Annotated in this window: 20 protein-coding genes; 11 read left to right on the plus strand and 9 right to left on the minus strand. The window is 60.8% G+C overall.

Annotated features, from left to right (window positions below; all coding sequences use genetic code 11):
- The first annotated feature begins 204 nt into the window (after positions 1-204).
- A complete protein-coding gene (locus H2Z84_RS17495; RefSeq protein ID WP_181837083.1) occupies positions 205-3,072 on the plus strand; it encodes an adenosylcobalamin-dependent ribonucleoside-diphosphate reductase in 2,868 nt (955 codons plus the stop codon).
- 146 nt (positions 3,073-3,218) lie between these two features.
- On the opposite strand, the gene H2Z84_RS17500 is transcribed toward H2Z84_RS17495, so the two are convergent.
- The gene (locus H2Z84_RS17500) at positions 3,219-3,845 is read right to left on the minus strand and encodes a response regulator transcription factor (protein ID WP_181837084.1); all 627 of its coding nucleotides are present in this window, start codon (positions 3,843-3,845) and stop codon (positions 3,219-3,221) included.
- Between the two features lie 194 nt (positions 3,846-4,039).
- Here H2Z84_RS17500 and H2Z84_RS17505 point away from each other — a divergent pair, with 194 nt between their 5' ends.
- A complete protein-coding gene (locus tag H2Z84_RS17505; RefSeq protein ID WP_181837085.1) occupies positions 4,040-5,266 on the plus strand; it encodes an EAL domain-containing response regulator in 1,227 nt (408 codons plus the stop codon).
- 17 nt (positions 5,267-5,283) lie between these two features.
- On the opposite strand, the gene H2Z84_RS17510 is transcribed toward H2Z84_RS17505, so the two are convergent.
- On the minus strand, positions 5,284-6,006 hold the full coding sequence (locus tag H2Z84_RS17510; protein WP_181837086.1) for an SDR family oxidoreductase: 723 nt from the start codon (positions 6,004-6,006) through the stop codon (positions 5,284-5,286).
- 109 nt (positions 6,007-6,115) lie between these two features.
- On the opposite strand from H2Z84_RS17510, the gene H2Z84_RS17515 reads away from it, so the two are divergent.
- From H2Z84_RS17515 to H2Z84_RS17530, 4 genes are all read left to right on the plus strand, one after another.
- A complete protein-coding gene (locus H2Z84_RS17515; protein ID WP_181837087.1) occupies positions 6,116-6,961 on the plus strand; it encodes a LysR family transcriptional regulator in 846 nt (281 codons plus the stop codon).
- Positions 6,962-7,088: 127 nt separating this feature from the next.
- Complete coding sequence (locus tag H2Z84_RS17520; RefSeq protein ID WP_181837088.1) at positions 7,089-8,321, plus strand: MFS transporter; 1,233 nt, start codon at positions 7,089-7,091, stop codon at positions 8,319-8,321.
- 190 nt (positions 8,322-8,511) lie between these two features.
- Complete coding sequence (locus H2Z84_RS17525; RefSeq protein WP_181837089.1) at positions 8,512-10,380, plus strand: DUF1302 domain-containing protein; 1,869 nt, start codon at positions 8,512-8,514, stop codon at positions 10,378-10,380.
- A gap of 123 nt (positions 10,381-10,503) precedes the next feature.
- Positions 10,504-12,006, plus strand: coding sequence for a tetratricopeptide repeat-containing glycosyltransferase family protein (locus tag H2Z84_RS17530; protein ID WP_181837090.1), 1,503 nt, complete (start codon positions 10,504-10,506; stop codon positions 12,004-12,006).
- Here H2Z84_RS17530 and H2Z84_RS17535 read toward each other — a convergent pair.
- Entirely contained in the window at positions 11,980-12,321 is a 342-nt protein-coding gene (locus tag H2Z84_RS17535; protein WP_181837091.1) for an FKBP-type peptidyl-prolyl cis-trans isomerase, read from the minus strand. The two genes, H2Z84_RS17530 and H2Z84_RS17535, sit on opposite strands and share 27 nt — an antisense overlap.
- A 177-nt stretch (positions 12,322-12,498) precedes the next feature.
- Positions 12,499-13,725 (minus strand): GGDEF domain-containing protein, encoded by a 1,227-nt coding sequence (locus H2Z84_RS17540; RefSeq protein WP_181837092.1) that lies wholly within the window; start codon positions 13,723-13,725, stop codon positions 12,499-12,501.
- Between the two features lie 210 nt (positions 13,726-13,935).
- Here H2Z84_RS17540 and H2Z84_RS17545 point away from each other — a divergent pair, with 210 nt between their 5' ends.
- The gene (locus H2Z84_RS17545; RefSeq protein ID WP_181837093.1) at positions 13,936-14,847 is read left to right on the plus strand and encodes a DNA-3-methyladenine glycosylase family protein; all 912 of its coding nucleotides are present in this window, start codon (positions 13,936-13,938) and stop codon (positions 14,845-14,847) included.
- Positions 14,844-15,554 (plus strand): methylated-DNA--[protein]-cysteine S-methyltransferase, encoded by a 711-nt coding sequence (locus H2Z84_RS21495; RefSeq protein ID WP_309545496.1) that lies wholly within the window; start codon positions 14,844-14,846, stop codon positions 15,552-15,554. Before H2Z84_RS17545 ends, H2Z84_RS21495 begins: the two co-directional genes overlap by 4 nt.
- Before the next feature lie 10 nt (positions 15,555-15,564).
- Here the strand turns inward: H2Z84_RS21495 and H2Z84_RS17555 are convergent, their stop codons facing one another.
- Positions 15,565-16,536 carry a M14 family metallopeptidase gene (locus H2Z84_RS17555; RefSeq protein WP_181837094.1) on the minus strand — a complete coding sequence of 324 codons (972 nt, stop codon included), beginning with the start codon at positions 16,534-16,536 and terminating at the stop codon, positions 15,565-15,567.
- 68 nt (positions 16,537-16,604) lie between these two features.
- Entirely contained in the window at positions 16,605-18,053 is a 1,449-nt protein-coding gene (cls, locus tag H2Z84_RS17560) for a cardiolipin synthase (RefSeq protein WP_220272900.1), read from the minus strand.
- 114 nt (positions 18,054-18,167) lie between these two features.
- Between cls and H2Z84_RS17565 the strand changes: the two genes are divergently transcribed.
- Together H2Z84_RS17565 and H2Z84_RS17570 are read left to right on the plus strand one after the other, a co-directional pair.
- Positions 18,168-19,076 carry an ion channel gene (locus tag H2Z84_RS17565; protein WP_181837095.1) on the plus strand — a complete coding sequence of 303 codons (909 nt, stop codon included), beginning with the start codon at positions 18,168-18,170 and terminating at the stop codon, positions 19,074-19,076.
- Positions 19,077-19,203: 127 nt separating this feature from the next.
- Positions 19,204-20,127 carry a DUF808 domain-containing protein gene (locus tag H2Z84_RS17570; RefSeq protein ID WP_181837096.1) on the plus strand — a complete coding sequence of 308 codons (924 nt, stop codon included), beginning with the start codon at positions 19,204-19,206 and terminating at the stop codon, positions 20,125-20,127.
- A gap of 32 nt (positions 20,128-20,159) precedes the next feature.
- Here the strand turns inward: H2Z84_RS17570 and H2Z84_RS17575 are convergent, their stop codons facing one another.
- Positions 20,160-20,633 carry an Lrp/AsnC family transcriptional regulator gene (locus H2Z84_RS17575; protein ID WP_181837097.1) on the minus strand — a complete coding sequence of 158 codons (474 nt, stop codon included), beginning with the start codon at positions 20,631-20,633 and terminating at the stop codon, positions 20,160-20,162.
- A gap of 138 nt (positions 20,634-20,771) precedes the next feature.
- On the opposite strand from H2Z84_RS17575, the gene phhA reads away from it, so the two are divergent.
- Positions 20,772-21,665 (plus strand): phenylalanine 4-monooxygenase, encoded by an 894-nt coding sequence (gene phhA / locus H2Z84_RS17580; RefSeq protein ID WP_181837098.1) that lies wholly within the window; start codon positions 20,772-20,774, stop codon positions 21,663-21,665.
- Positions 21,666-21,772: 107 nt separating this feature from the next.
- Here the strand turns inward: phhA and H2Z84_RS17585 are convergent, their stop codons facing one another.
- Entirely contained in the window at positions 21,773-23,674 is a 1,902-nt protein-coding gene (locus H2Z84_RS17585; RefSeq protein WP_181837099.1) for a diguanylate cyclase, read from the minus strand.
- Positions 23,667-24,752, minus strand: coding sequence for an HD domain-containing phosphohydrolase (locus H2Z84_RS17590; protein ID WP_181837100.1), 1,086 nt, complete (start codon positions 24,750-24,752; stop codon positions 23,667-23,669). The genes H2Z84_RS17585 and H2Z84_RS17590 overlap by 8 nt, the downstream gene beginning before the upstream one ends.
- Between the last annotated feature and the right edge of the window lies 1 nt (position 24,753).

A 24,753-nucleotide genomic window follows, 5' to 3' on the forward strand; every position in this document is an offset into this window, starting at 1 on the left:
TAAACGGCGTAACTACATATGGTGTAGTACGCCGTTTTCTTTTGCCACATATTGTGAGTTTTGCGTAAGAATGGGCAGCCGCCTCATCGGCACACCCGTGGGCGAAGGGGCGGCGTAATGCCCTGGCAGCGGTTAAACTGTCTAGTCGATGCGACTGCGGTAATCAGGACAATTCTCAAATAAATCAGGAATCGAGGGGCCGGAATGAAGCGTGAAAACAGTGCGGTCATGCTGGAGCAGGATATCTCGCGTGAGGTATTGCTGGAAAAGTATGCCAAGGGCGATGAGCAGAGTGTCAGCGAAGTCAGACAACGGGTGGCGCGCGCACTGGCGGCGCTGGAGCAGGACCCGGCCCGCTTCGAGCCGCTGTTCTTCCAGGCGCTGGACAACGGCTTTATTCCCGGTGGCCGCATCAATTCCGCAGCCGGTACCGACCTGCGTGCCACGCTGATCAATTGCTTCGTGCAGCCGGTGGGTGATTCGGTATCCGAGCCCTCCAAAGGCAAGGTCGGCATCTACGAGGCGTTGTTGCAGGCGGCCGAAACCATGCGCCGTGGCGGTGGCGTCGGCTACAATTTTTCGCGTATCCGTCCCAAGGGCGCACGCGTCAAGGGCACCAATAGCCGCGCCTCCGGCCCCGTGTCCTATATGCGGGTATTCGATCGCAGCTGCGAAACGGTGGAGTCGGCAGGTGCCCGCCGTGGTGCGCAAATGGGGGTGCTGGATGTCAGCCATCCTGATGTGGAGGACTTCATCCATGCCAAGGACAAGGGCGATCTGCGCAATTTCAATATTTCGGTAGGCGTCTCGGACGACTTCATGCGCGCGGTGGAGGCCGGTGCCGAGTGGGAGTTGACCCACAGCGTGGAGCCCGCCACCGAAGCCTTCCCCGGCCACTACCAGCGCGCAGACGGTCTGTGGGTGTATCGCACCATTCCGGCACGCGAGCTGTGGCAGCAGATCATGGCGTCCACCTATGACCATGCCGAGCCGGGCGTGCTGTTCATGTCCAAGATCAATCAGGACAACAACCTGTCCTATTGCGAGGTGATCGAGTCCACCAACCCCTGCGGCGAACAGCCGCTGCCGGATTATGGTTGTTGCGATCTGGGTTCGGTGAATCTGTGCAAATACGTGCGTCAGCCTTTTGGTGCGAAGCCCAGCTTTGATTTCAAGGCTTTCGACAGCGTAGTGCGCATGTCCATCCGCATGCTGGACAATGTGCTGGACCTGACGGTGTGGCCGCTCAAGGAACAAGAGCGCGAAGCGCAGTCCAAGCGCCGTGTCGGCCTGGGTTTCACCGGCTTGGGCGATGCCTTGATCATGCTGAAAATCCGCTACGACAGCGAAGAGGGCCGTCGCTTTGCTGCACGCATCTCGGAAACCATGCGCGATGCAGCCTACGATGCCTCGGTGGATCTGGCCATCGAGAAGGGCGCTTTCCCGCTGTTCGATGCCGAGCAGTACCTGGCTGAGCCGCATTGCGCCAGCCGTCTGCCGGAGTCCATCAAGGCCCGCATCCGCAAGCACGGCATCCGCAATTCCCACCTGCTGTCCATCGCTCCTACCGGCACCATTTCACTGGCCTTTGCCGACAATGCCAGCAATGGCATCGAGCCGCCGTTCTCCTGGTTCTATACCCGCAAAAAGCGCATGGCCGATGGCAGTACCCAGGAATACCTGGTGGAAGACCATGCCTATCGCGTATATCGCATGCAGGGTGGCGACACCCAGGCGCTGCCCGACTACTTTGTCTCGGCGCTGGAAATGAGCGCGCTGGACCATATGCGCATGGTGGCTGCGGTGGCCCCCTACATTGACACGGCAATCTCCAAAACGGTGAACGTACCCGCGGATTACCCGTTTGCCGATTTCGAAAGCCTGTATCTGGAAGCCTGGCGCAATGGCCTGAAAGGTATTACCACTTACCGTCCCAACAGCGTGCTCGGTTCTGTATTGTCCATCGAACCGGCTAAGGAAAGCGCCAAGGAAGCCCCGCAAGATCTATCCGCCAGCCAGGATGGTGATCCGGATCGCCGCATTACCCTGAACACCGCGCCCAGCCCGGCGCTGGCCAGCCTGAAATGGCCGAACCGGCCCAAGCTGAAAGAGGGCAACCCGTCCTGGACCTATATGGTGGAAGGCCCGGCTGGTGATTTTGCCGTGGTAGTGGGGCATGTGGAAAATGGCCGCATCACCCCATTTGAGTGCTGGGTGAATGCGACGGAAGAGCAGCGTGGCCTGGGCGCCATTGCCAAAACCCTGTCCATGGACATGCGCTGCCGCGATCACGCCTGGCTGTCGGCCAAGCTGGAGGCGCTGTCGCATACCAATGGCGACAAGCGCTATGCCTTCGAACTGGGCGAGCGCACCGTCTATGCCACCTCGGCGGCAGCGGCGCTGGGTCAGGTCGTGCGCCATCGGGTGGAGCAGCTGGGGGCACTGACGGCCGAGCAGCACGAGCCAACCCCGGTGATGGATGCGCTGTTTGCCCGCAAGGAGCCCAAGTCCGGCACCGATGGCACCATGAGCTGGTCGGTGGATATAGCTAACCCGCAAACCGGTGACGACTTCGTGCTTTTCCTCAAGGAATTGGTCTTGCCCAATGGCCAGCGTCGTCCCTACTCGGTATGGCTGGCCGGCAATTACCCCCGCGAACTGGACGGTTTGTGCAAGATGCTGTCGCTGGATATGCGCGTGATTGATCCGGCCTGGATCGGCATGAAGCTGCGCAAGCTGCTGAGCTATGCCGAGCCGCAGGGCGATTTCTTTGCCCGCATTCCCGGGATGGAAAAGTCACAAAGCTGGCCTTCCACCGTGGCCTACATGGCGCAGCTGATGATTCATCGTTATGCCATGCTGGGGGTGTTGACCCGCGATGGCGTACCGCTGGAGGAAATGGGGGTAATGGTGCCGGAGCAAAGCGATCTGTTCAGCCCAGAAACCACTGCCCAACCACTGCTCAAGCCGCTATCCGGCAAGCCCTGCCCCGAGTGCGGCAACCATGCGCTGATCAAAAAGGATGGCTGCGAGTTCTGCACCGCCTGCGGCCATGTGGGAGCTTGCGGCTGAGTCTTGCCGTAGTCTGATCAAGAAAACGCCGATCTGTTCAGGATCGGCGTTTTGCTTTGTATCGTCCAGGTGAGGGGGGCTTATGCCATTCGGCAGGCTGCCAGCGTGGGGGTGTTCAATTAACAGGAAGGTGACATGACGCGTACTCAGACCAGCTTGTTGGTGCGGGCAAAGTCAGTCAGATCCACCACATTGGAAATGCCCAGCTTTTCGAAGATATTCACCTTGTAGGTGCTGACCGTCTTGTTGCTGATGAACAGCCGATCGGCGATGTCCTTGTTGGACAGGCCCTGTGCCAGATGCTGCAGCACAGCCAGTTCACGGTCTGATAGCTTGTCGATGCGGCTGTCCAGCTGGCTTTCGCCATTGAGCTTGGCCCCGGACACCACATCGCGCGGGAAAAAGCTGTAGCCAGCCATGATGGCGTCCGAGGCGGACAAGATGGCGTTCAGGTCCTTGCTCTTGCTGACAAAACCATCGGCCCCGGCCTGCATCGAACGCGAGGCGTATACCATTTCGTCCTGAGCCGACAAGACCAGCAGCTTGATCGTCGGGTGCTGGCCCTTGATGCGCTTGATCAGTTCCAGACCGCTGATGCGCGGAATATTGAGGTCGATGATGATGAGATCAGCCTTGTGTTCCCTGACCAGTTCGATGACAGACTGGCCATTGTCAGTTTCCCCGATGATTGAATACCGCCCTGACTTCTCCAGCACCGAACGCACAGCCAGGCAAATGGCCGGATGATCATCAACAATGATGACGCTTTTCATGACTAATCTCCAGAATGTATCAATTGAAGTAATATTTTTCTAGCATTCGACTGAAGGAGAGTAATTATTTTTTCTTAAAAAAGTCATAAGAAAAATCTAGTATTCAATCAGAAATTTCCCATCAGCAATCAGTATGTTGATAAGGATAATGTAACAATTATAAAAACCCAAGTATTGCGTTTCAGGTGATTTGAATGTCCAGCCAGTCCTCCGGAAATAAAACCTTCCCGCTGAAGATATTGATTGTAGAAGATCATGCGATACAACGCATGGTATTACGCCAGTTGCTGAGAGAATTGGGAGCCATCCTGATTGATGAGGCTGAAGATGGTTATCAGGCTTTGTCATGCCTGGAATCATCTTGCTATGACTTGGTGATCTGTGATCTGGATATGCCAAATCTTGATGGCATTCAGTTAATGAGACATTTACGCTTATTGGATAATTTGCCGCAGCTTATTTTTTGCAGTGTGCAGGCGGCTGATATCCTGCAAAGTGTACAGCGCGTTGGCGGCTACCATGAGTTGCCGGTGCTGGGCTGCCTGGCAAAGCCGCTGTCGCGGGCAGTGCTGTCGCCACTGCTATTGCGCGTGCTGCAGTCAAGGACAGCTGAGGCTGGGAGTGTTGCCGGGCGTTACCATTTTTCTCGCAACGAGTTGCAGAACGGACTGCGCGCGAAACAGATTCAGCCTTGGTATCAGCCCAAGATCGACCCACAGACCTCACGCGTGGTCTCAGTCGAGGCGCTGGCGCGCTGGCAACATCCCGAACTGGGCCTGCTCGGCCCGGCCCTGTTTCTGCCGCGTATCGATGAAACCGGGCTGAGTGAGCAGCTGCTTTGCAGCATGCTGGAACAAGGAGTAGGTGATTGTCGCCATTGGGATATGCAATTTCCGGAATTGAAACTGGGCGTGGCCATCAATATCAATATGCGTGAATTTGATCAGCCAGGCATGCCGGATAAATTGAAAAAAATAATGCAGGGCGGTCATTTACCACCGTCGCGGATTACTATTGAATTAACTGAAACGCAGCCATTGGATAATTTGAGCTGCTCGCTGGAAAACGCCATTCGGCTACGAGTCATGGGTTTTAATTTGGCGCTGGATGATTTTGGTGCGGGTTATTCAGGCTTTCACCATTTGCGGGAAATTCCGGCCAACTCCGTCAAAATAGATCGTACGCTGGTGCACCATGCGGCCGGTGATCCCACTGCAGAAAAGCTGCTCGGCTTTGCCGTGCGCATGCTGCAAAGCCAGAATGTGGCGGTGGTGGTGGAGGGCGTGAGCCGGCAGCAGGATTTTGACCTGGTCAAACAGCTGCGTGTCGACCTGGTGCAGGGCTTCCTGCTGGCCGAGCCCATGCCGCCGGCCCGCCTGGCTCAGTTCATTGGGGGCAGGCACGGCATGCTGGTGGCCTGAGGTACGGCGCTATCTGCTCAGGCCTGCTGACCGGTAGCGGCCAGCACGATTTCGCGAATAGCCACTCTTTGTGGCTGCTGATAGGCAAAGCGAATGGTTTCCGCCACATCCTCAGCCGCCAGCACTCCGCCCATTTCCTGCTTCCACTGCTGATAGCCCTGCTTGATGGCTTCGTCGCTGGTGTGGCTGAGCAATTCGGTTTCCACCGCGCCGGGGGCAATGGTGATGACTCTTACATTATGGCCGGCCACTTCTTCGCGCAGGTTCTCTGAAATGGCATGTACGGCAAACTTGCTGCCGCAGTAGGCCACATGGCCTGGGAAGGTTTTGCGTCCGGCAATAGAGCTGACATTGATGATGGTGCCGTGACGGCGTGCCACCATACCTTGCAGCACGGCATGAATGCCATTGAGCAAGCCCTTGACGTTGACTTCCAGCATGCGCTCCCACTCCGCGGGGTCTTGCTGAGTCATCGTGCCCAACAACATCACGCCAGCATTGTTAACGATGGCATCGGCCGGGCCGAATTGCTGTTCGGCCTCTGCCACTGCTTGCAGGACGGCGGCGCGGTCGGTGATGTCCACGGCACGGCACAGGGTGTGTGGCAATTGCAGGGCTTGCAGCCGTTCCAGCCGGCGTGCCAGCAGGAGCAGCGGATGGCCATGGCTGGACAGCAGGCGGGCAGTGGCGGCACCAATGCCGGAGCTGGCTCCGCTGATGATGATGAGAGGAGGGCGCATGATTCTTCCTTGTATAGATAATTTGCATGGATAAAAGCTGGATACAGTGTAAAAATTAATCCAATAGCTGAAAAATGATTAATTTCTCTGGTTGGTATCGGTTTTATCTATGGATATACGGCAGCTGAAGGCTTTTATCGCGGTATTCGAGGAGCGCAGCATCACGGCCGCCGCGCAGCGGCTGTGCATTACCCAGCCTACCTTGTCAGTGACCATTCGCCAGTTGGAAGAGGACTTGGCGACTACCTTGTTCGAGCGGCTGGCGCGTGGGGTGGCAGTCACCGAGGATGCCCGGCTGTTTTATCCGCAGGCACGGCAGCTGGTGGATCAGGCCGATGGACTGCTACGGCTGTTTCGCCAGCGCCATCATTGCCAGCCGCTGGAGTTGGGTATCGAGGCTGATCTGGGGGCCGTGCAGGTGGCGACGCTGCTGCGTGCGGCACGGGCAGCCATTCCGGGGCTATTGCTCAGTGTGGTGGAAGGTTGTGCCGGCGATGCCAGGCTGGCCGCAGAAGAATTGCGCTGCGAGGACGAGCTGTTTCTACCGCTGTGGGAGGAGACCTTCGTGCTGGCCTTGCCACGCGAGCACCCGCTGGCGCAGCGCAGCGAACTGGCCATGACCGACCTGCACCAGCAGGACTGGATCACCAGCCCGCAGCATGCCTCGCATCAGCGGCTGCTGGCCATGCATGGTGAGGGTGCCGCCGGGCTGATGCTGGCAGCACATGCCGGCTCATTGCGGCTGGCGCTACGCATGGTGGAGGCCGGATACGGTGTGGCGTTATTGCCCCCTTCCTTGCTGGAAGGCAATGCCAGCGTAGTGGGGCGGCCGCTGAGCGGCCCTGGGCTCACCCGCCGCCTGGGCCTGTGCTATGCGGCGCAAGCGCTGGAAAAGCCTGCACTGCGAGCTTTGCATGATTATTTGCAGGCTGCCAGGCAGACTGAAGTCGCGTGAGTGTGAGGCCGTGCGTTTGCCAGAGAGCATTCTTGACAAGTTCGCCTATATTTTGCATATTAGTTGATATTGTCAATTGATTAAAACGTGGCGACGCTGCTTGCTGGCCACTACAAGGAAAACCCGGATGGCCGAATTAAGCCCTGCCCGTGAACGTGGCCTGCTCTGGCTGCTGGCGCTGACCCAGTTCACCATCATCATGGATTTCATGGTGATGATGCCACTGGGGCCGCAGATCATGCAGGCTTTTGCCATCAGCCCGGCGGCCTTTGCCACGGCCGTATCGGCCTATTCCTGGTGTTCCGGCCTGTCTGGTCTGTTCGCTGCCACCTATATCGACCGCTTCGACCGCCGTCGCCTGCTGCTGGTGATTTACGGCCTGTTTGCCTTGTCGAACCTGGTGTGCGCCACGGCCAGCAATTTCCACATGTTGCTGCTGGCCCGCGCTTTTGCCGGCCTGAGCGGCGGTGTGCTGGCCTCCATCATCATGACCATTGTCAGCGACATCATTCCGGTGACACGCCGCGGTGCGGCCACCGGGGTGATCATGACGGCGTTTTCGCTGGCCGCCATCGCCGGGGTACCGGCTGGCATCGTGCTGGGGGCGCATCTGGGCTGGTCCTCGCCCTTCTACCTGCTGGTGGTGCTGTCGCTGCTGATCTGGCTGGCCGCCGCCTGGCTGGTGCCTTCACTCAGGCTGCATCTGCAAGTGGCTCCGCCTCCGCTGCGTCAGGTGCTGCCGGAGCTGTGGCGTTTGCTGAGCGATACGCGCCATGTGCAGGCTTTCGGCCTCACCTTCATCATGATGGTGTCGCACATGATGGTGATTCCGTTTATTTCGCCGGTACTGGTGGCCAATCACGGCATCGCGCCGCAGCAGATTGCCTGGATTTACATGGCCGGTGGCGCGGCCACTTTCTTTACCTCGCGGCGCATTGGCCGGCTGGCCGACCGCTATGGCAAGCATCAGCTGTTCCGCATCATGGCCTTGTTTTCCATGCTGCCCATCCTGTTTGTCACCCATTTGCCGACGATTCCCTTCCTGGCCATCGTGGCGTTCTTTCCCGTGTTCATGGTGGCGCTGTCCGGCCGCATGATTCCCTTGCAGGCGCTGTTGACCACAGTGCCGGAGCCGCAGCGGCGCGGTGCCTTTCTTAGCGTCAACAGTGCCATTCAGTCACTGGGCAATGGCTGTGGCGCCTGGCTGGGTGGCTTGTTGCTCAGTGCCGGCAGTGGTGGGCAGATCATCGGCTACGGTGGCAATGGCTGGTGGGCGGTACTGCTGGTCGGGGTGGCGTTGTGGTGGGTGGGCCGGGTGCATGCCTTGCCGGCACTGCGCTCGCAGACTGCGGCGTCCTGACGCCTTGTCCTGCCACGACCTGGCGTGAAAGCAATGTTTAATATGGATGTGCTGGTTGTGGATTTGCATGTGCAGCTAAAATGCCGGCTGCGTTTGGTCAGTATCGCCGTGATGCCGTGCTCGGGGGCGCAGGTGTCAGATGTGAAGGCAATGACCGGATGTCGTCGACAACAGCTTAAAACCATAAGTCATGCACAAAAACAAAGAAATGGCTGCCAGGGTAAACCGGCAAGCCAGGGGACGAGGGAGTTTGGCGGGCGGCCTGGCATTGGGGCTGGCATGTTGTGCCACGCCGTTGCTGGCTGCTGAAGTCCGCAATGGTCTGGGTACGGTCAAGCCTGCGCTAGGGCCTGGCATGCAGCTGGAGCTGGATGCCGCTACGCTGGATCTGCGGGGCTGGCTGGGGGCCGGTACGGTGCTGCGCGCCGCGAATCCGGACCCGGCGTTGACCGCAGGCACCAATATGAAAAGCCTGAATGACGGTGATCTGAATTACCGTAGCGGCGATGCGGTTTCCACAGCGCTGGAAGCTTATCTGCAAGCCGATATGCAGTATCGCGGCCTGGGCCTGCGGCTGGCCGGCAAGGGCTGGTATGACTACGCCCTATCACGGCAAGGGGTGGCGCATGGCAATGTCCCCAATCACTACCAGGCGGGGGAACCGCTAAGCGATGAGGGCTTTGTGGCACTGGGGCGCTTTGGCAATGTGGTGCTGGATGATGCTTATCTGTATGGCATGAGTAGCCTGGCTGGTCGGCCACTGTTATTGCGCGCAGGGCGCCAGACCATTCCCTGGGGCAGCCCCACGACGGGCGGCGTGCTGTCGCAGGTCAATGCGATCGATTATGCCGCGCTCAGCCGCGCCAGTTCGGTGTCCGCCGAAGCCGGCATTCCCGATTGGGCGCTCTATGGCAAGCTGGACCTGAGCGAACGGCTGAGCCTGGACGGTTTTTACCAGTTTGCCTTTGCCCCCAACGTTTATCCGGGCTGCGGCACTTTTTACTCTACTGGCGATTATGTGCAGCCAGGTTGCAATGCACTGACGCTGAACGGCAGCTTGTTGTCGGCAATTTACCACCGCAGCATCAGCACCACCGATGCGCTGTCGCTGGGCAATGCGCTGGACTCGGTCAGCCGTGCGCCAGATAGGCTCCCGGCGGGGCGGCAGTATGGATTGGGCATGCATTACCTGCTGGATGGCGTGGGCCTGTTTGGTTTTTACGCCGCCAATATCGATAGCAAGGTGGGCTATACCGGGGTGCAACATAATAGTGCCGGCGTGCTCACGCCCTTGCTGGCCAATACGGGGCAGGCTCAGCCGACTGGACTGAGCAGCCAGTACTACCGCAGTTTTCCGGCCGATCTGCACCTGTTTGCCGTCAATTTCAAGACTGGCCAGGCCGCACGTGGCGCGGTGTATGCCGAGCTGGCCTATATCCCGGATCAGCCACTGGCCTGGAACGGTGCCGATTTTCTCAATGGCCTGCTGCTGGGGCGCGGGCCCCTAGCGCGGTTGGTCCAGCTGCCGGCTGGGGCCTCGGCAGATGGCTATGATCGCTTTCGGGTGATGAATCTTAGCCTGGGGGCCAGCCATGTGCTGGGTCAGCTTGGGGGAGGGACGGTCAAGCTGTCGGCCGAATTGGGTTCCAAATATGTTGTCGCACTGCCGGACCCTGCGGTGATGCGATATGGCCGGGGGGGCTGGGGTATGGCTCCCAGCCTGAGCAATCCCAATTGCACGGCTGATGCAGCCAGCTGCCGGCTGGATGGTTTTGTCACCAGCCACGCCTGGGGCATGCGCGCCCGGCTGGAAAGCCGCTACGCAGGCCTCTGGCATGAGCTCACACTCACCCCGGCGTTGACGCTGGGGCAGGATGTGCGTGGTTATTCCTATGACGGGCTGTACTCGCAAGGCCGCTTCAGCGCCATGCTCGGTCTCAGCCTGGAAATGCGCCGCAGCTACCAATTGGACATCAACTACCTGAAAACCGGTGGTGGTGATTACAACCTGCTGCGCGATCGCAGCCTGGTTTCTCTGAGTCTGGGCATGCGGCTTTAACCGGTGCAGCGGCCAGCCAGCGGCGATTTGCCGGCTACCGGTTGCCTCGTTACACTTGCAGGCCTGCTTGGCAGGCAGCTTGCTCCGCTTGCCTGCACTGTCTTCCATTTTGATTGCCGCTCCATGAACGAACAACTCGCGCTCAACAAGATCAACCAGGCCATGCAGCAACTGCAGCAAGGAAAGCCGGCGGTGGCCAGAGACGGTTTGCTGCGGGTGTTGAAAGCCTACCCGGACAGCCCGGAAGTCAACTTTTTGTTGGGGCTGGCACTGGTGCGGCTGAGCCAGGGCAAGGCTGCCCTGGCTCATTTCAACCGCGCTATCGCCCTGCAACCTAACCTGGCCGAGGCTTATGTCAATCGCGGCATCCTGCTGAAAAACCAGCAGCAGCTGTCGCAGGCCCTGCGCGATTTTGATCGCGCCATCGCCTTGCGTCCTACCATGGCTGAAGCTTACAGCAACCGTGGCAATGTGCAGTTGCTGTTAGACCAGCGTACAGCTGCGCATGAGAGTTTTGTCACCGCATTGCGTCTTGATCCGCACAATAGCGATGCCATGGTAAATCTGGCGGCGCTGCTGGCGGAAAATGGCGAGTATGTGGCAGCACAAGCGCTGCTGGACAAGGTACTGGCTCGTTTTCCTGACGATGTACTGGCCCGCTACGACTTGTCCTGGCTACTGCTGCTGCAAGGCGACTACGCCCGCGGCTGGCAGTATTACGAGGCACGCAAGCTGGACCCGCAGCTGTGCCAGCGTTCCGGCCTGCAACGCTTTGCCCAGTCAGAATGGCAGGGAGAGTCACTGCACGGCAAAACCCTGCTGCTCCACCAAGAGCAGGGACTGGGCGATACCATCCAGATGCTGCGCTATCTGCCCTTGCTACAGCAGTGCGGCGCACGACTGATCATGTTGCTCAATCCTCCGCTGCAGGCGCTGGTTGCCCAGATGGTAAGTGCAGTGCAGGTATTTACCCGGCGTGACCAGCTACCGGCTTTTGATCTGCACTGTCCGATGATGTCCCTGCCTCTGCGCTTTGCCACCACACTGGACAATATCCCGGCTGCAAATGCGTATCTGACGGTGACTACCGGGCAGCAGCAAGTTTGGGCCGAGCGGCTGGGTACACGCCAGCGCCAGCGTATCGGGTTGGTGTGGTCAGGTCTGGCACAGCACTTGAATGACCGGCAGCGCAGTCTGCAACTGGAGCAACTGAGCCGCCTGTTGCAGCTGGATGCCGAGTTTCATTCATTGCAGCGCGAATATCGCGAAGATACTGCTCTGGTGGCGGCGGCCGGTATCATCGACCATGCTGCCGAGCTCAATACACTGGAAGATACGGCCGGGCTGATCACGCAGATGGATCTGGTGATCAGCGTGGATACCTCGGTCGCTCATCTGGCTGGGGCGCTGGGCAAGGCTTGCTGGGTATTGCTGCCATTCAATCCGGATTTTCGCTGGGGTCTGGGCCGCAGCGACAGCCCGTGGTATGCCAGCATGCAGCTGTTTCGCCAGCAGGCGGCAGGCGAGTGGCTGCCCGTGCTGGACGAAGTGGCCAGGCAGGCTGCCCGGCAGCTGGGGGTAGCCGATGGCGGTGCCGGCTCAGTCGTCGCGGGTCAGCACTTCTAGTACTTCGATTTCAAACAGCAGATTGGAGTGGGGCGGTATCCGCGTACCAATCTGCCTGTCCCCATAAGCCAGTGCAGCTGGAACCCACAGCCGGCGTTTGCCACCTACGCGCATGCCCATCAAGCCGATATCCCAGCCCTTGATGACGCGGCCGGTGCCGATCACGCACTGGAAGGGGCGGCCCTTGTCGTGCGAGGAGTCAAACTGGCTGCCATCTTCCAGCCAGCCGGTATAGTGGGTGGTAATCAGCGCACCGCGCACCACCGCTTTGCCCTCGCCCAATTGCAGGTCTTCAATCTTCAGTTGTTGATCCATGGTCATCTTCGCTACGCAAGTCGGGAAAACAGCCGCAGCAGCGGCCATTGCTGGCGCATTCTAGCCTGAGTCGGCTTGTGCACGCAGCAGCAGCACCGCGTGGTTGGACGCCGTACCCAGTTTGCATTGGCATCAGCAGGCCTTGGTCACCTAGCCGCAGGCTGGACCACGGCGTACTCAGGCTGCGATGACGCAGTTGCGGCCCAATGTCTTGGCCTGGTACAGCGCATTGTCGACTCGCATGATCAGGCTTTCCACGCTTTCCTCGTCCAGATGCTGTGCAACGCCCATGCTGATGGTGATGGCCGGCAGCTCTGCCGTCTGGCCGCTGGCCACGGTTTCGCGCAGGCATTCAGCCAGATGCAGTGCATTGTGCTGACTGGTTTGCGGCAGCAGGATGATGAACTCCTCACCTCCCCAACGGCACACACTGTCGACGGCACGTACCCGCGCTTGCAAGGTATCAGCCAGCCATACCAGCACCTCGTCACCGGTGAAGTGGCCATACTGGTCGTTGATACGCTTGAAATTGTCAGCATCCAGCAGAATCAGGCTGAAGCCGTTACCAAAGCGCTGCTTTTCCAGAATGGAGCGTTCCAGCTGCCGTAGCAGGTAGCGGCGGTTCCATAATCCGGTGAGCGGGTCGCGTAGCGCTGCCTGTTCCAGTTCGGCTTTCAGCCTTTGCTGCTCGGTGATGTCGTGAATCACGCACAGCATCAGCCGCTTGCCTTGTATCACCACAGGACCGGCGTAGGTCTGTACATCGCGCAGGCTGCCATCTGCCAGCCGGTGTATGAAGCTCAACGGTTTGTGGCCGCCCGGCAGCAGGGATATTTGCTGCATGACCGGCAGGATGGCGCGGCCCTGAGTATTGATCTCCCAAGTGTGCTTGGCGGTGAAGTCGGTTCGGGAATAGCCATAAAAGCGTATCGCTGCTTCATTCACATTGACAATGCGACCTTCATCTTCCGGGTCGATCAACAGCATGGGGGCGCTATTGGTTTGCATCAGCAAACGGTGAAAATCGTCTTCCAGTAGCGCGTCGTTGGCTGTGGCTGGGTGGGCGGCCGTCATGGTGCCGGCGGGGGGGCTGGCTTCGACCAGGATGGCGTCGGCGTGTTCGGCCATCTCCAGCCAACGCAGATGGCAGCAAAGTGCCTGTTGCTGATCCTGCTGTTGTATGGTCCAGATTTCCACCACTTGTTCGCGGGCCAGGATGGCCGGCGTGTAGTCGGCCAGCGCCGGGTGCACGCAGGCTGACAGACTGCCGTGGCGCATGTCGCTAATGCTCCGCCCGGCTTCCAGTGCCATCGCCGCCGGATTGGCGTGCAGCACTTCCTCGGTTGACGGGCGAATAATCCATACCGGCGTCTTGAGCTTGTCAAGCAATGCAAATGGGTTCATGGCGGCAAGCAGTTCTAAAGGCCGGGTAGTCAGTTTATGTTTGACATACTAGATGGCCTTTCCTGGCACTTCAACATGACTCCATTCTCCCATGGCGGCGGCGGAGAGCCGCGTTGATGAATTACAGCGCAATCCGCAGAGTGTGGTCTGGCAGCTTCTGCGCAATAATGCAGGGTTGGCGGCCATTGTGGCCGCATGGCTGGAGGCTTTATGCAACAAGTGGTGGCGCAGCATGGTTTTACCTTGCCCTTGCCGGCGGATTATCACGCTGCCACGGTGCTGGCCTATCATGGCCGCGACCCGGCCGGGCCGGCTGAGCGCTGGCAGGGTCATTCCTTGCAAAAAGGCTTGTTGCTGCATGCTGCCCCGCTATTGCTGCAGCTGGAGTTCGATACCGGGTGCGTGCATGTCGTTTTCAGCGGATCAGCGCTGCTGGACTGGCCGCTGCTACAGAATGAGGCAGAGCAGGTGGTGCGCCGCATGCTGGGGCTGGATGGCCAGCGTGAAAACTGGCAGGCGCTGGTGGAGAGCCGGCCCGCCGTGGCGCGGCTGCTGGGGGGCCGGCCGGCCTTGTGGCTGCCGCTGACGGCGGAGCCGTTCGAAGCCTTGTGCTGGGCCATCATCGGCCAGCAAATCAATCTTTCCTTTGCTACGGCACTGCGGCGCAGCCTGATTCAGCTGGCTGGTGTGCCGATTGCCGGCAGCACGCTGCTGGCCCATCCCGGCCCGGCCGAGGTGGCGGCGCTGCAGCCGGAGCAGCTCACCAGCCTGCGGTTTTCCCGTTCCAAGGCGGCTTATCTGCTGGGCGCGGCGCGTGCCGTGCTGGATGGCAGCCTGCCTCTGGCCGAGCTGGCCGGCCAGAGTGCCAGCGAGGCCGAGCGCCAGTTGCTGGCGCTGCATGGAGTGGGGCCGTGGACGGCGCGCTATGTCATGCTGCGCGGGCTGGGTTTTGCTGATTGCGCCCCCATCGGTGACAGCGGTCTGGCTACCGCCCTGCAACGTTTTCATGCCCTGCCACAGCGGCCGGATGCCCGCCAGACCGAGCAGCTGATGCAGGCATTCGCCCCTTGTCGCAGTCTGGCCACCCTGCATTTGTGGGCCAGCCTGTCGGAGAACACATGAAATATTCCGCTCCCGATCTGTTTAGCGCACCCGTGCCGGAGAGTGTGGCCCAGGCCACCCACCACGCCACCCACCACGCCGTACCGTCTGCGCCGCTGTTTGCCCAGGGTGGCTTGTGGAGTGACACACCGCCTGCGGTACTGCCCACCCGCGATGAAGCTGCCAAGCCGGTGTTGCAGGCTCCGCAGCATGCCGCCTGCCATGGCGTGGTGGCCACCCGCTTTGGCCCGGCCATGGTGTGGCTGGACTTGCAGGGCCGGCTGTTGCGGCTGGATTTTCATCTGGAGCAGGAGTTGCAGCGAGCGCAGCTATCGGGCAGCCGGCGCGACGATGCCGCCGTGGCCGAGGTAGCACGCCAGTTGCACGAGTACGAGCGTGGTGAACGACGCAGTTTTGATATCCCGCTGGCAGCACGCGGCAGCGCCTTCCAGCAACAGGTGTGGGCGGCCTTGTGCTGCATTCCCTATGGCGAAACCATGAGTTATGGCGAGCTGGCCCTGGCACTGGGCAAGCCCGGTGCCGCCCGCGCCGTGGGGCGGGCCAATGCCACCAACCCGATTGCGCTGATCGTGCCTTGTCACCGCGTGCTGGGAGCCGATGGCAGCCTCACCGGCTATGCCGGCGGTTTGCCGCTGAAATCGGCACTGCTGCGCTTCGAACAGGAAAATACCGTGCCGGGGCTGTTTGGCACGGCCGGCCAGCTGTAAGTACCGGGCACTATCCCAGCCGCTGGCTGGGCCGTGCCAGATAAAACCACTCCTGCCCGCTCTGCGCGGCCGGGTTGGGAAACACGATGCAGCCATCATCCAGTGCCAGTACCGGGCTGCCATCATGACGCCGGCCGATCAGCTCGCCCTTGCGGATCGGGTCGAAGCTGGCAAAGGGACGGCTGAAACAGTCGTCGTCATGCAGCTTGTCCACTACCTCGTACAGACTCAGCGTTTCCATGGCCGCCGGCGCTGCCGGTGCAGCTGCGGCCGCCATGCCCAGATGGTCCAGCGTGTTGCGGATGGCCTGATAGGCTACATCGGGAGCTGCCGGGTCCTGATGCTGGCCGCACTCCAGTGTCACTGCCCAGCCGCCGTTGGCGCGCATGAATTCGGTAGTGCCCATGCCGTAGCGGGCGTCGGTATTCAGCTGTCGCTGGCGGTTTTCACTGTGGCCGAACAGCGCCAGCCGCCGTTGCACCCCCAGCGCATAGGTCGATAGCCAGCCATCCACCAGCCGGCCCACGCCCAGCCGTGCGGCCAGTGCTTCTTCCTGTGCGGCATGGGCAAAGGGTTCCAGGCTGTCCTGATTGTCGCGCGGGCCGATAAAGACAAAGGCTTGGCCGGGCGACTGGAAGGAGTGCAGGTCCAGCAGCACTTCATGGCTGGCCAGCAGCGGGCACAGCCAGTTGGCGACGTGATCTTCGAAATCCTGCGGTGCGGCCACCGGTGCCAGATTGCGGTTCAGGTTGCGGTCGGCCCCGCGCTGTCCCAGCTGGTAGGCGAGGGTGTTGACCACCGGCACCAGTGTCAGGCTGCCGCATTGCAGCCGCAGCTGTCCTTGTTCCAGCTCGGCCTGGATGCGCCGGATGCCGGCACTGCCGCAGGTTTCATTGCCATGCACCGCACCCAGCACAATCAGCTTGGGGCCCTTGTCCGGCGCGGTGTAGTGGATGGAGTGGAAATGCAGTGGCTGGCTCATGGTGGTTTCCGGCAACGGTGATGATGGCGAGTTATTCTGCAGGGCTGGGCTGGGTGTGTCGCAATGCTTTACAGCAATGGCCCCAGCATGGCTACGGTGTTGTTCCACAGCCGGCGCCACAGCGGCCAGGCGGCGACTTCGGCCGGGCTGACCAGGCTGCAATGCGCCAGATAAGCTTGCTGGCGTGCGCGCAAGCTGGCGGTCAGCTCGCGGCTGTGGCAGAGCAGATTGTTTTCGTAATTCAGCTCGAAGCTGCGGCGGTCCAGATTGGCCGAGCCGATCAGGCAGATATCCTCGTCCACCGTCATCAGCTTGCTGTGCAGCAGGCCGCCGTGGAATTCGGCAATCACCACGCCGGCATCCAGCAGTTCGGCGTAATAGCTGCGGCTGGCGGCACTCACTACCAGCGAGTCATTGCGTGCCGGCAGCAGCAGGGTAGTGGCCACGCCGCGCTGGGCGGCGGCGCACAGCGCGCTTTGCAGGGCTTCATTGGGGACATAGTAGGGCGTGGTGATGGTGAGCTGGCGGCGTGCGCTATACATCAGCGCCACAAACAGTTCCGGCATGGCCGAGTGGCGGGCGGTGGGCCCGGTGCCGATAGCCTGGGCCAGCAGCGGTGGTTTGTCCGTTGCCAGTGGCGGAGGCGGTGTGGTGGCCAGCAAGGGGCCGAGATCTTCCTGGCAGGCCAGCATCCAGTCGGTGGCGAACAGCCGCTGGTTCTGCTGCACCACCGGCCCGCGAATGCGGATGACGGCATCCACCCACGGGGCAAAGCGCGGCTTGATGCGGAATTCCGGGTCGGCACAGTTCTGGCTGCCGCAGTAGCCGGTGAAGTGGTCGACGACCACGATCTTGCGGTGATCGCGCAGGTCGATACGGCCGCTGAACGGGCGCAGCAGCGGATTGCCCACCGGCAAGGCAACGGCCAGATGCACGCCGGCGGCTTGCATCTGCTGCCAGAGCGGCGAGTGCAGCAGATCGCGCGATCCGACATCGTCCGCCATCGCACGGCAGTGCACGCCACGGGCGGCAGCGCGCATCAGTGCCTGTGCGATCTTGCTGCCGTTGTGGTCGGGTAGCCAGATGTAAAACAGCAGATGCACATGCGAACGGGCGGCATCGATGTCCACCACCATGCTGTCGATGACTGCATTGGAATCGGCCAGCAGCTGTGCCTGATTGCCGCTGCAGGGCGCGAAGCCACTGATGGACTGGCCAACATGAAACAGCTGGGCCTGATCCGCCGGCAGCGGCAGTTCCGGCCATGTTCGCTCCAGCGCCGGCAGTGGCGGCAGTTGTTGCTGGATACGGGCCAGCTTGGCCATGCGGCGGTGGCCAATGCTGACCTCACCCAGCAGCACATAAGCCGTGATGCCGATAAAGGGCAGGGTGGCCACCACCACTGTCCAGGCGATGCGGGCGGCCGGGTCGCGGTAAGGGCGCAGCAGAACGCGCAGGATCAGCAGCAATTGCAAGCTGATGTGTAGCAGCAGGATCAGGGCAGAGGTAGCGCTCATGGCTGGCATCATGCCAGAGCTGTGGCCGCTGCGTCCAAATACGGCGGCCAGCCGTGCATTGACGCTGGCTGACGGCCTGCACACAATGGCCGCAACCGGGAAAGAGGCAAATAGATGAAACAGCAGCGCGGCAGGGTAAGGCAGGTGGAGGTAGGCGGGCGCATCATACATGTGCACAGATTGCCGCTGCGGCTGGCACACGATATCTATCACGTGAGCATGACCATGAGCTGGCCGCAGTTCTATGTGTGCATTGCCGCCTTGTTCTTTGTGCTCAACCTGCTGTTTGCCGGGCTGTACCAGCTGGAGGCCGGCAGCATTGCCAACCAGTTTCCGCAGGATTTTCGTGGGGCGTTTTTCTTCAGCGTGGAAACGCTGGCCACCGTAGGCTATGGCGACATGCACCCGCAAACGGTATACGCCCATGTGGTGAGCATGCTGGAAATCTTCATCGGGATGATGAGCCTGGCGCTGGTGACCGGGGTGACCTTTGCCCGCTTTTCCTTGCCACGTTCGCGCATCGTGTTTTCCTTCCATCCGGTGATCCGCCCCATGGATGGCCAGCAGGTACTGATGCTGCGGGCGGCCAATGCGCGGCAGAACGTGATTGTCGATGCCCAGGCTCAGTTGCATCTATTGCTCAACACCGTCAGCAGCGAAGGCACCCGTCTGCGTCGGCTGCACGACCTGAATCTGCAGCGCCAGCATCATCCCATGTTCGTGTTGAGCTGGACGCTGATGCATGTGATCGACGCGCACAGCCCGCTGTTTGGCCGTAGTGCCGAGGAGCTGGCGCAATTGCAGGCCGGTTTTATCCTGTCCATCAGCGGTAGTGATGAAATCACCCGTCAGCCCATGGCGTCGCGGCATATCTTCCAGCATGGCGACATCCGCTGGAATTACCAGTACCAGGACTTGCTGTATACCGATGAGCATGGCGAAGACCATGTCGATTTCGGTCTGCTGCACAATATCTCCCCCATGCCGGACAGTGCACTCGATGGCGAGCAAGCCAGCGGCTGAACCATCTCCGGCCGCTTTCCCTTACAATAAGCCCGCCTGTCGCTCAGGCCCTGCCTGCCTCGATGCCGGCAGTCCATAACAGCGGCGGCCCACCGGGCCAGCTGCAGCAAAACATGAAGGAAAAACCATGGCGGGAGCCAGCCTGCTCACTCTGCTGGATGATATTGCCACCGTGCTGGACGATGTGGCGGCCATGACCAAGGTGGCCGCGCGCAAGACGGCCGGCGTGTTGGGGGATGACCTGGCGCTGAATGCGCAACAAGTGTCCGGGGTGCGTGCCGAACGCGAATTGCCCGTAGTGTGGGCGGTGGCCAAGGGCTCCTTGCGCAACAAGGCCATTCTGGTGCCGCTGGCCCTGGCCCTGAGCGCCTTTGCCCCCTGGGCGGTGATGCCGCTGCTGATGCTGGGTGGGGTGTATCTCTGCCTGGAGGGGATGGAAAAACTGGCCCATCCCTTATTGCATGACAAGGCTGACGATGCCGCACACGAGGCCGAACTAGAGGCCATGCTGGCCGACCCGGCCATCGACCCGCTGCAGGTCGAGGCGGACAAGGTGCAGGGAGCCATCCGTACCGACTTTGTGCTGTCCGCCGAAATCATCGCCATCACGCTGGGTACGGTGGCCAGTGCGGCATTCACCTCGCAACTGGTGGTGCTGGTGGGCGTGGCGCTGATCATGACCGTGGGGGTATACGGTTTTGTCGGCCTGCTGGTAAAACTGGATGATATCGGCCTTTACCTGCTGCAACAGGGCGGGCCGCTGCGCAGCCTGATCGGCCGTATCCTGATTCATGGCATGCCCTGGCTGATGAAGGCGCTGGCTGTGATTGGTACCGTGGCCATGTTCATGGTGGGCGGCGGCATCATCAGCCATGGCTGGCCGCTGCTGCACCATGCCATCGAAGGGGTGGTGCACCCGCTGTCGCATCTGCCCAGCATCGGTGCGCTGGCTCGCCTGTTGTTACCAGCCATTCTCGATGTGCTGGTAGGCATGGTGGCAGGCACCCTGGCGCTGGGTCTGCTACTGGGCTGGCAGCGACTGCGGCGCTAGAGCCGGCGCTATCTACTTCGTGCTGGCAGGCTTTAATTCCGCTCCTGCTGTAGGGGCAGTTTGCTGCTGTGTTTTATCGCATCCAGGATGATGGTGGATTTCACGCTGCGCACCAGCGATAGCTGCATCAGCCGGTTCATCACGAAGCGCGACAGCGAGGGCAGGTCTGCCACCACGATGCGCAGCAGGTAGTCGGCCTCGCCAGCGGTGGCATAGCATTCCAGCACCTCGGGCAGGGCATCGATGGCCTGGGCGAATTCGCGCAGCGAGCTTTCACTGTGGCGCTCCAGGCTGACATGGGCGAAGGCCATCACCGACAGGCCGATTTTCTCTGGCAGGATGCTCACCTGATACCCCTGTACCACGCCGTGTTCTTCCATGCGCTGGATGCGGCGGCCTATCTGCGAGGCGGACAGGGCAATCTGCTGCGCCAGCTTCTGGTGGGTGCTGCGGGCATCCTGCTGCAGGGCCTGCAAAATCTGCCAATCAAAGCGATCCAGTTCCATTGGTGCAGATTCTCCGCGTAATTTGGCTGCTTGATGCGGCAAGTATGCAAATATTTTGCTGACAAGGCAAAACTTGCGGACCCGCCGCACGCTGTCGCCTCTACACTGAAAGCATCCCCACCCGCCGGATTTGCCGCCATGAACGACCGCAGCGATTTTGTCGTCCCCGATATCACCACCCGCAAAAACCAGGGACTGCGCCACGATCCTGTCGACTACACCCTGCCGCAGCCGCTGGAGCGCTATACCGCCGAAGACCACGCCACCTGGGCCACGCTGTACCGCCGCCAGTGTGCCATGTTGCCAGGGCGCGCCTGTGACGAGTTCATGCAGGGCCTGCAACAGCTGGAAGTGGATGCCGACCGCGTGCCGGACTTTGCCCGGCTGAATGAAAAGCTGCTGGCTGCCACTGGCTGGCGCATGGTAGCCGTGCCGGGCCTGATTCCGGATGATGTATTTTTCGAGCACCTGGCCAATCGCCGTTTCCCGGTAACCTGGTGGCTGCGCGAACCGCATCAGCTGGATTACCTGCAAGAGCCGGATGTGTTTCATGACCTGTTCGGCCATGTGCCGCTGTTGATCAACCCGGTGTTTGCCGACTACCTGCAGGCGTATGGCCAGGGTGGCATGAAGGCAAAGAACCTGGGTTTTCTGCCGGTACTGGCGCGCTTGTACTGGTACACCGTGGAGTTTGGCCTGATCAATACGCCGCAAGGCATGCGCATTTACGGTGCGGGTATTCTGTCCAGCAAAACCGAGTCGCTGTACTGTCTGGAAAGTGCCAGCCCCAACCGTATCGGTTTCGATTTACAGCGGCTGATGCGTACGCGCTATCGCATCGATACTTTCCAGAAAACCTACTTTGTGATCGACAGCTTTCAGCAGCTGTTTGAGGCTACCGCTGTCGATTTCGCGCCGATCTACCAAGCCCTGCAGGCTTTGCCCACGCTGGGAGCAGGTGATGTGGATGCTGCCGACAAGGTGTTTCACATCGGCAACCGGGAGGGCTGGGCGGATAGCGACGATCTCTGAGAAGCTGCCCACGATCTGAGCGCCAGGCGTCGCATTACGCAGAACAAGGCCGGCACCCCATGGGGTGCCGGCCTTGTTCGTTTACTCGCCTCGGTGGAGGTGCTGGCTTACAGCGCTGCTTCCACCCGGTTGCGTCCAGTGCGCTTGGCCTGGTACAGCGCCTGGTCGGCTGCCTTGATCAAGGCCTCTACATTGGCCTGGGCCGGTCTTTTCTCAGCCACCCCGATGCTCACCGTCAGGCATAGCGCCAGCCCCGACGCCACCATGCTGCGGTTGGCCAGGGTAGAGCGAATGCGCTCGGCCACCTGAATGGCGGTGGACAGCCGGGTGTCCGGCAGGATGATGAGGAATTCCTCGCCACCAAAACGACAGATGATGTCGGAGCGGCGGCAGAACAGCCGCAGGATGCCGGCGAATTCCTGCAGGATGGTGTCGCCCACATCATGGCCGTGCTCGTCGTTCACCACCTTGAAGTGGTCGATGTCCAGCATCAGTGCTGATAGTGGCTGCTGGCTGAGCTTGGCCTCGTCCCAGATCTGCGGCAGATAACGCATGGCATAGCGGCGGTTGTACAAGCCGGTCAGGCCATCGGTCTGCGCAGCCTCCTGCGCCAGCTGGTTGTCGATGGACAGTTCTTCCAGATGACGGCGTAGTAGCTCTTGTTCCTGGCGCAGGCTGCGCTGTTCCTGGATGATGCGCTGGCCGGCTTTCAGCCGGGCTTGCAGGATGCGCGGCGGAATCGGCTTACTGATGAAGTCGTCGGCACCGCTGCTGAACACCTCGGCCAGATTGTCTTCATCGTCCAGAATGGTCAGCACGATGATGTAAAGCTGGCGGCCTTCCGGAATGGCACGCAGGCGGCGGATCAGCTGCAGGCCGTCCAGGCCAGGCATGGCCAGATCGGTAATCACCAGCTGCGGGCGCTTGTTCAGCACGATGTCGTAGGCTTCCTGGCCATCGGCGGCCACTTCGACCTTATGCCCCAGTAGTTGCAGCAGGCGTTGCAGCATCATGCGCTGGCTGGGCTCGTCTTCCACCACCAGGATATGCAGGGCTTCCTGTTCTTCATCGGCTTCCGGCATGCGCGGTGCCATGCTGTTGCGGCGTTCCAGCAGGGCGAACGATTCCACTTCCGGCGTGCCAATGGCCAGTTGGGCATTCCATTCGCGCCATTCGCGTACGACTTCGTCGCACAGGCGCGGGAAATGGCTGGGGTCGATCTCCATGCGTGCTGCCTGCTTTTTTACCGTTTCATAGGCGTGCAGGCGGGCTTCACCATCCAGAAAACACAGATCGGCCACTTGCGCGGCCCAGTGCAGGCACTGGGCCAGGCGGCTGGCGCGGGAGCCATCACCGGCATTGGTGGCATCGGCCTCTTCGTGCAGGGTGACAGCATCACAAAACATCTTGGGCAGGCCCCAGTCGCGTAGCAGCGCGCTGGCGATATCCAGGTGGTGATAGCCGAACTGCTTGGTCTCCAGTCTTGCCAATACCGGGGCGTAGGGGCCGCCATGGCTGGCGATCAGCTCGCCGTAGGCTGCCGGGTGCAAGGTGGCCATGGCCAGTTGGCCGATGGACGACAGCATGCCGATGGTGAACAGCTCGCCGGGTGGGGCCAGCCGCAGCTGGCTGCCCAGCAATTGCATGGCGGTACCGCAGGCCAGGGCGCGTGACCAGTAGTGGTCATAGTTGAATTGCTGGCACTGGCCACGGCGATGCTCGGCCACCAGGGCAAAGGTGAGCGCCACCTGGTGGACCGCGTTCAGGCCAATGGCCATCAGCACATCAGGGGTGAGCGCTACGGCGGGCCGGCTGCGCAGGAAGGCCGCGGAATTGGCCACCTTGAGCAGGCGGCCTATCATCACCGGGTCGGTATTCAGGACGGCGATCAGTTCTGGCAGTGGCACATTATTGTGCTCACTCAGTTGCATGACCTTGAGCACACTGCCCTTGGGCGAGGGCAGGTTGCCGCTGATCTTGAGTTCGTTGAAGGTTGCGGTTTCAAGCATTGCCGGCTCCCTGACAGTCGGCGGATAGCAAAAGTGAATCCTGCTCATCTGCATGGCGCTGGCGAATGATCATGACTTCGGGCCAGAGGGCAAACAGGGCATCGACGCAGGCCGGATCGAAATGCGCGCCTTTCTGTTCTTCCAGATGCTGTCTTGCCCGTTCCAGCGGCCAGGCTTGTTTATAAGGGCGGGCCGAGGTGAGGGCATCGAACACGTCGGCAACGGCCACGATGCGGCCCCATAGCGGGATGTCCTGGCCGGATAGGCCGTGCGGGTAGCCGCTACCGTCGAACTTTTCATGATGGCTGAGTGCCACCACGGCGGCGCATTGCAATAGCGGCGATACCGAGTCGGCAAGGATTTCATGCCCGAACAGCGGGTGCTGGCGCATGATGGCCATTTCTTCTTCGCTCAGTTTGCCGGGCTTGAGCAGGATGGCATCAGGAATGCCCACCTTGCCAATATCGTGCATGGGGGCGGCTTCCTGCAGTATTTCCTGCTCTTGCAGCGGCAGCCCAAGCTGGCGGGCGATCAGCCGGGTATAGGCCGACATGCGCAGCAGGTGGGCACCGGTTTCCGGGTCGCGGTATTCTGCCGCCCGCGACAGGCGCAGGATGGCTTCCTTCTCGCGGGCGCGGATTTCTGCCGTGGCTTGCTTAACCTCTTCCAGCAGCCAGGCGGCGCGGTTGGCCAGTTGCTGGGTGCTCTTGCGCAGTGCCAGCAGGTTGCTCACCCGCACGGTCAGCTCTACCTTGTCGACCGGTTTGGTCAGAAAATCGCGCGCACCTTGTTGCAGAGCCAAGTGACGCACATCGCGTTCGGTATCGGCGGTGACCATGACCACCGGCACATCCTGCCGCTGCGGCAGGGCGAAGAAGCGGCGCATGAATTCCAGGCCGTCTATCTCCGGCATCATGTAATCCAGCAGGATGAGATCAGGCTCGTGTTGCCGGCACCATGCCAGCGCCTGCAAGGGATCGGCGAAGGTGTCTACCGTGACGCCATCCAGCTTCTGCAGGATATGGCGCAGCAGCAGCAAGTTGGTGTCGTTGTCGTCCACCACAATGACGTGCGACATG

It is taken from the genome of Aquitalea aquatica, from assembly GCF_013911085.1.
In the GTDB taxonomy this organism is placed as follows: Bacteria; Pseudomonadota; Gammaproteobacteria; order Burkholderiales; family Chromobacteriaceae; genus Aquitalea; species Aquitalea aquatica.

What these genes read in the sequence shown, in the direction of transcription:
- H2Z84_RS17495 (WP_181837083.1), top strand. Translation starts at nt 205, where the DNA reads ATGAAGCGTGAAAACAGTGCGGTCATGCTGGAGCAGGATATCTCGCGT.
- H2Z84_RS17500 (WP_181837084.1), bottom strand. Translation starts at nt 3,845, where the DNA reads ATGAAAAGCGTCATCATTGTTGATGATCATCCGGCCATTTGCCTGGCT.
- H2Z84_RS17505 (WP_181837085.1), top strand. Translation starts at nt 4,040, where the DNA reads ATGTCCAGCCAGTCCTCCGGAAATAAAACCTTCCCGCTGAAGATATTG.
- H2Z84_RS17510 (WP_181837086.1), bottom strand. Translation starts at nt 6,006, where the DNA reads ATGCGCCCTCCTCTCATCATCATCAGCGGAGCCAGCTCCGGCATTGGT.
- H2Z84_RS17515 (WP_181837087.1), top strand. Translation starts at nt 6,116, where the DNA reads ATGGATATACGGCAGCTGAAGGCTTTTATCGCGGTATTCGAGGAGCGC.
- H2Z84_RS17520 (WP_181837088.1), top strand. Translation starts at nt 7,089, where the DNA reads ATGGCCGAATTAAGCCCTGCCCGTGAACGTGGCCTGCTCTGGCTGCTG.
- H2Z84_RS17525 (WP_181837089.1), top strand. Translation starts at nt 8,512, where the DNA reads ATGCACAAAAACAAAGAAATGGCTGCCAGGGTAAACCGGCAAGCCAGG.
- H2Z84_RS17530 (WP_181837090.1), top strand. Translation starts at nt 10,504, where the DNA reads ATGAACGAACAACTCGCGCTCAACAAGATCAACCAGGCCATGCAGCAA.
- H2Z84_RS17535 (WP_181837091.1), bottom strand. Translation starts at nt 12,321, where the DNA reads ATGGATCAACAACTGAAGATTGAAGACCTGCAATTGGGCGAGGGCAAA.
- H2Z84_RS17540 (WP_181837092.1), bottom strand. Translation starts at nt 13,725, where the DNA reads ATGAACCCATTTGCATTGCTTGACAAGCTCAAGACGCCGGTATGGATT.
- H2Z84_RS17545 (WP_181837093.1), top strand. Translation starts at nt 13,936, where the DNA reads ATGCAACAAGTGGTGGCGCAGCATGGTTTTACCTTGCCCTTGCCGGCG.
- H2Z84_RS21495 (WP_309545496.1), top strand. Translation starts at nt 14,844, where the DNA reads ATGAAATATTCCGCTCCCGATCTGTTTAGCGCACCCGTGCCGGAGAGT.
- H2Z84_RS17555 (WP_181837094.1), bottom strand. Translation starts at nt 16,536, where the DNA reads ATGAGCCAGCCACTGCATTTCCACTCCATCCACTACACCGCGCCGGAC.
- cls (WP_220272900.1), bottom strand. Translation starts at nt 18,053, where the DNA reads ATGAGCGCTACCTCTGCCCTGATCCTGCTGCTACACATCAGCTTGCAA.
- H2Z84_RS17565 (WP_181837095.1), top strand. Translation starts at nt 18,168, where the DNA reads ATGAAACAGCAGCGCGGCAGGGTAAGGCAGGTGGAGGTAGGCGGGCGC.
- H2Z84_RS17570 (WP_181837096.1), top strand. Translation starts at nt 19,204, where the DNA reads ATGGCGGGAGCCAGCCTGCTCACTCTGCTGGATGATATTGCCACCGTG.
- H2Z84_RS17575 (WP_181837097.1), bottom strand. Translation starts at nt 20,633, where the DNA reads ATGGAACTGGATCGCTTTGATTGGCAGATTTTGCAGGCCCTGCAGCAG.
- phhA (WP_181837098.1), top strand. Translation starts at nt 20,772, where the DNA reads ATGAACGACCGCAGCGATTTTGTCGTCCCCGATATCACCACCCGCAAA.
- H2Z84_RS17585 (WP_181837099.1), bottom strand. Translation starts at nt 23,674, where the DNA reads ATGCTTGAAACCGCAACCTTCAACGAACTCAAGATCAGCGGCAACCTG.
- H2Z84_RS17590 (WP_181837100.1), bottom strand. Translation starts at nt 24,752, where the DNA reads ATGTCGCACGTCATTGTGGTGGACGACAACGACACCAACTTGCTGCTG.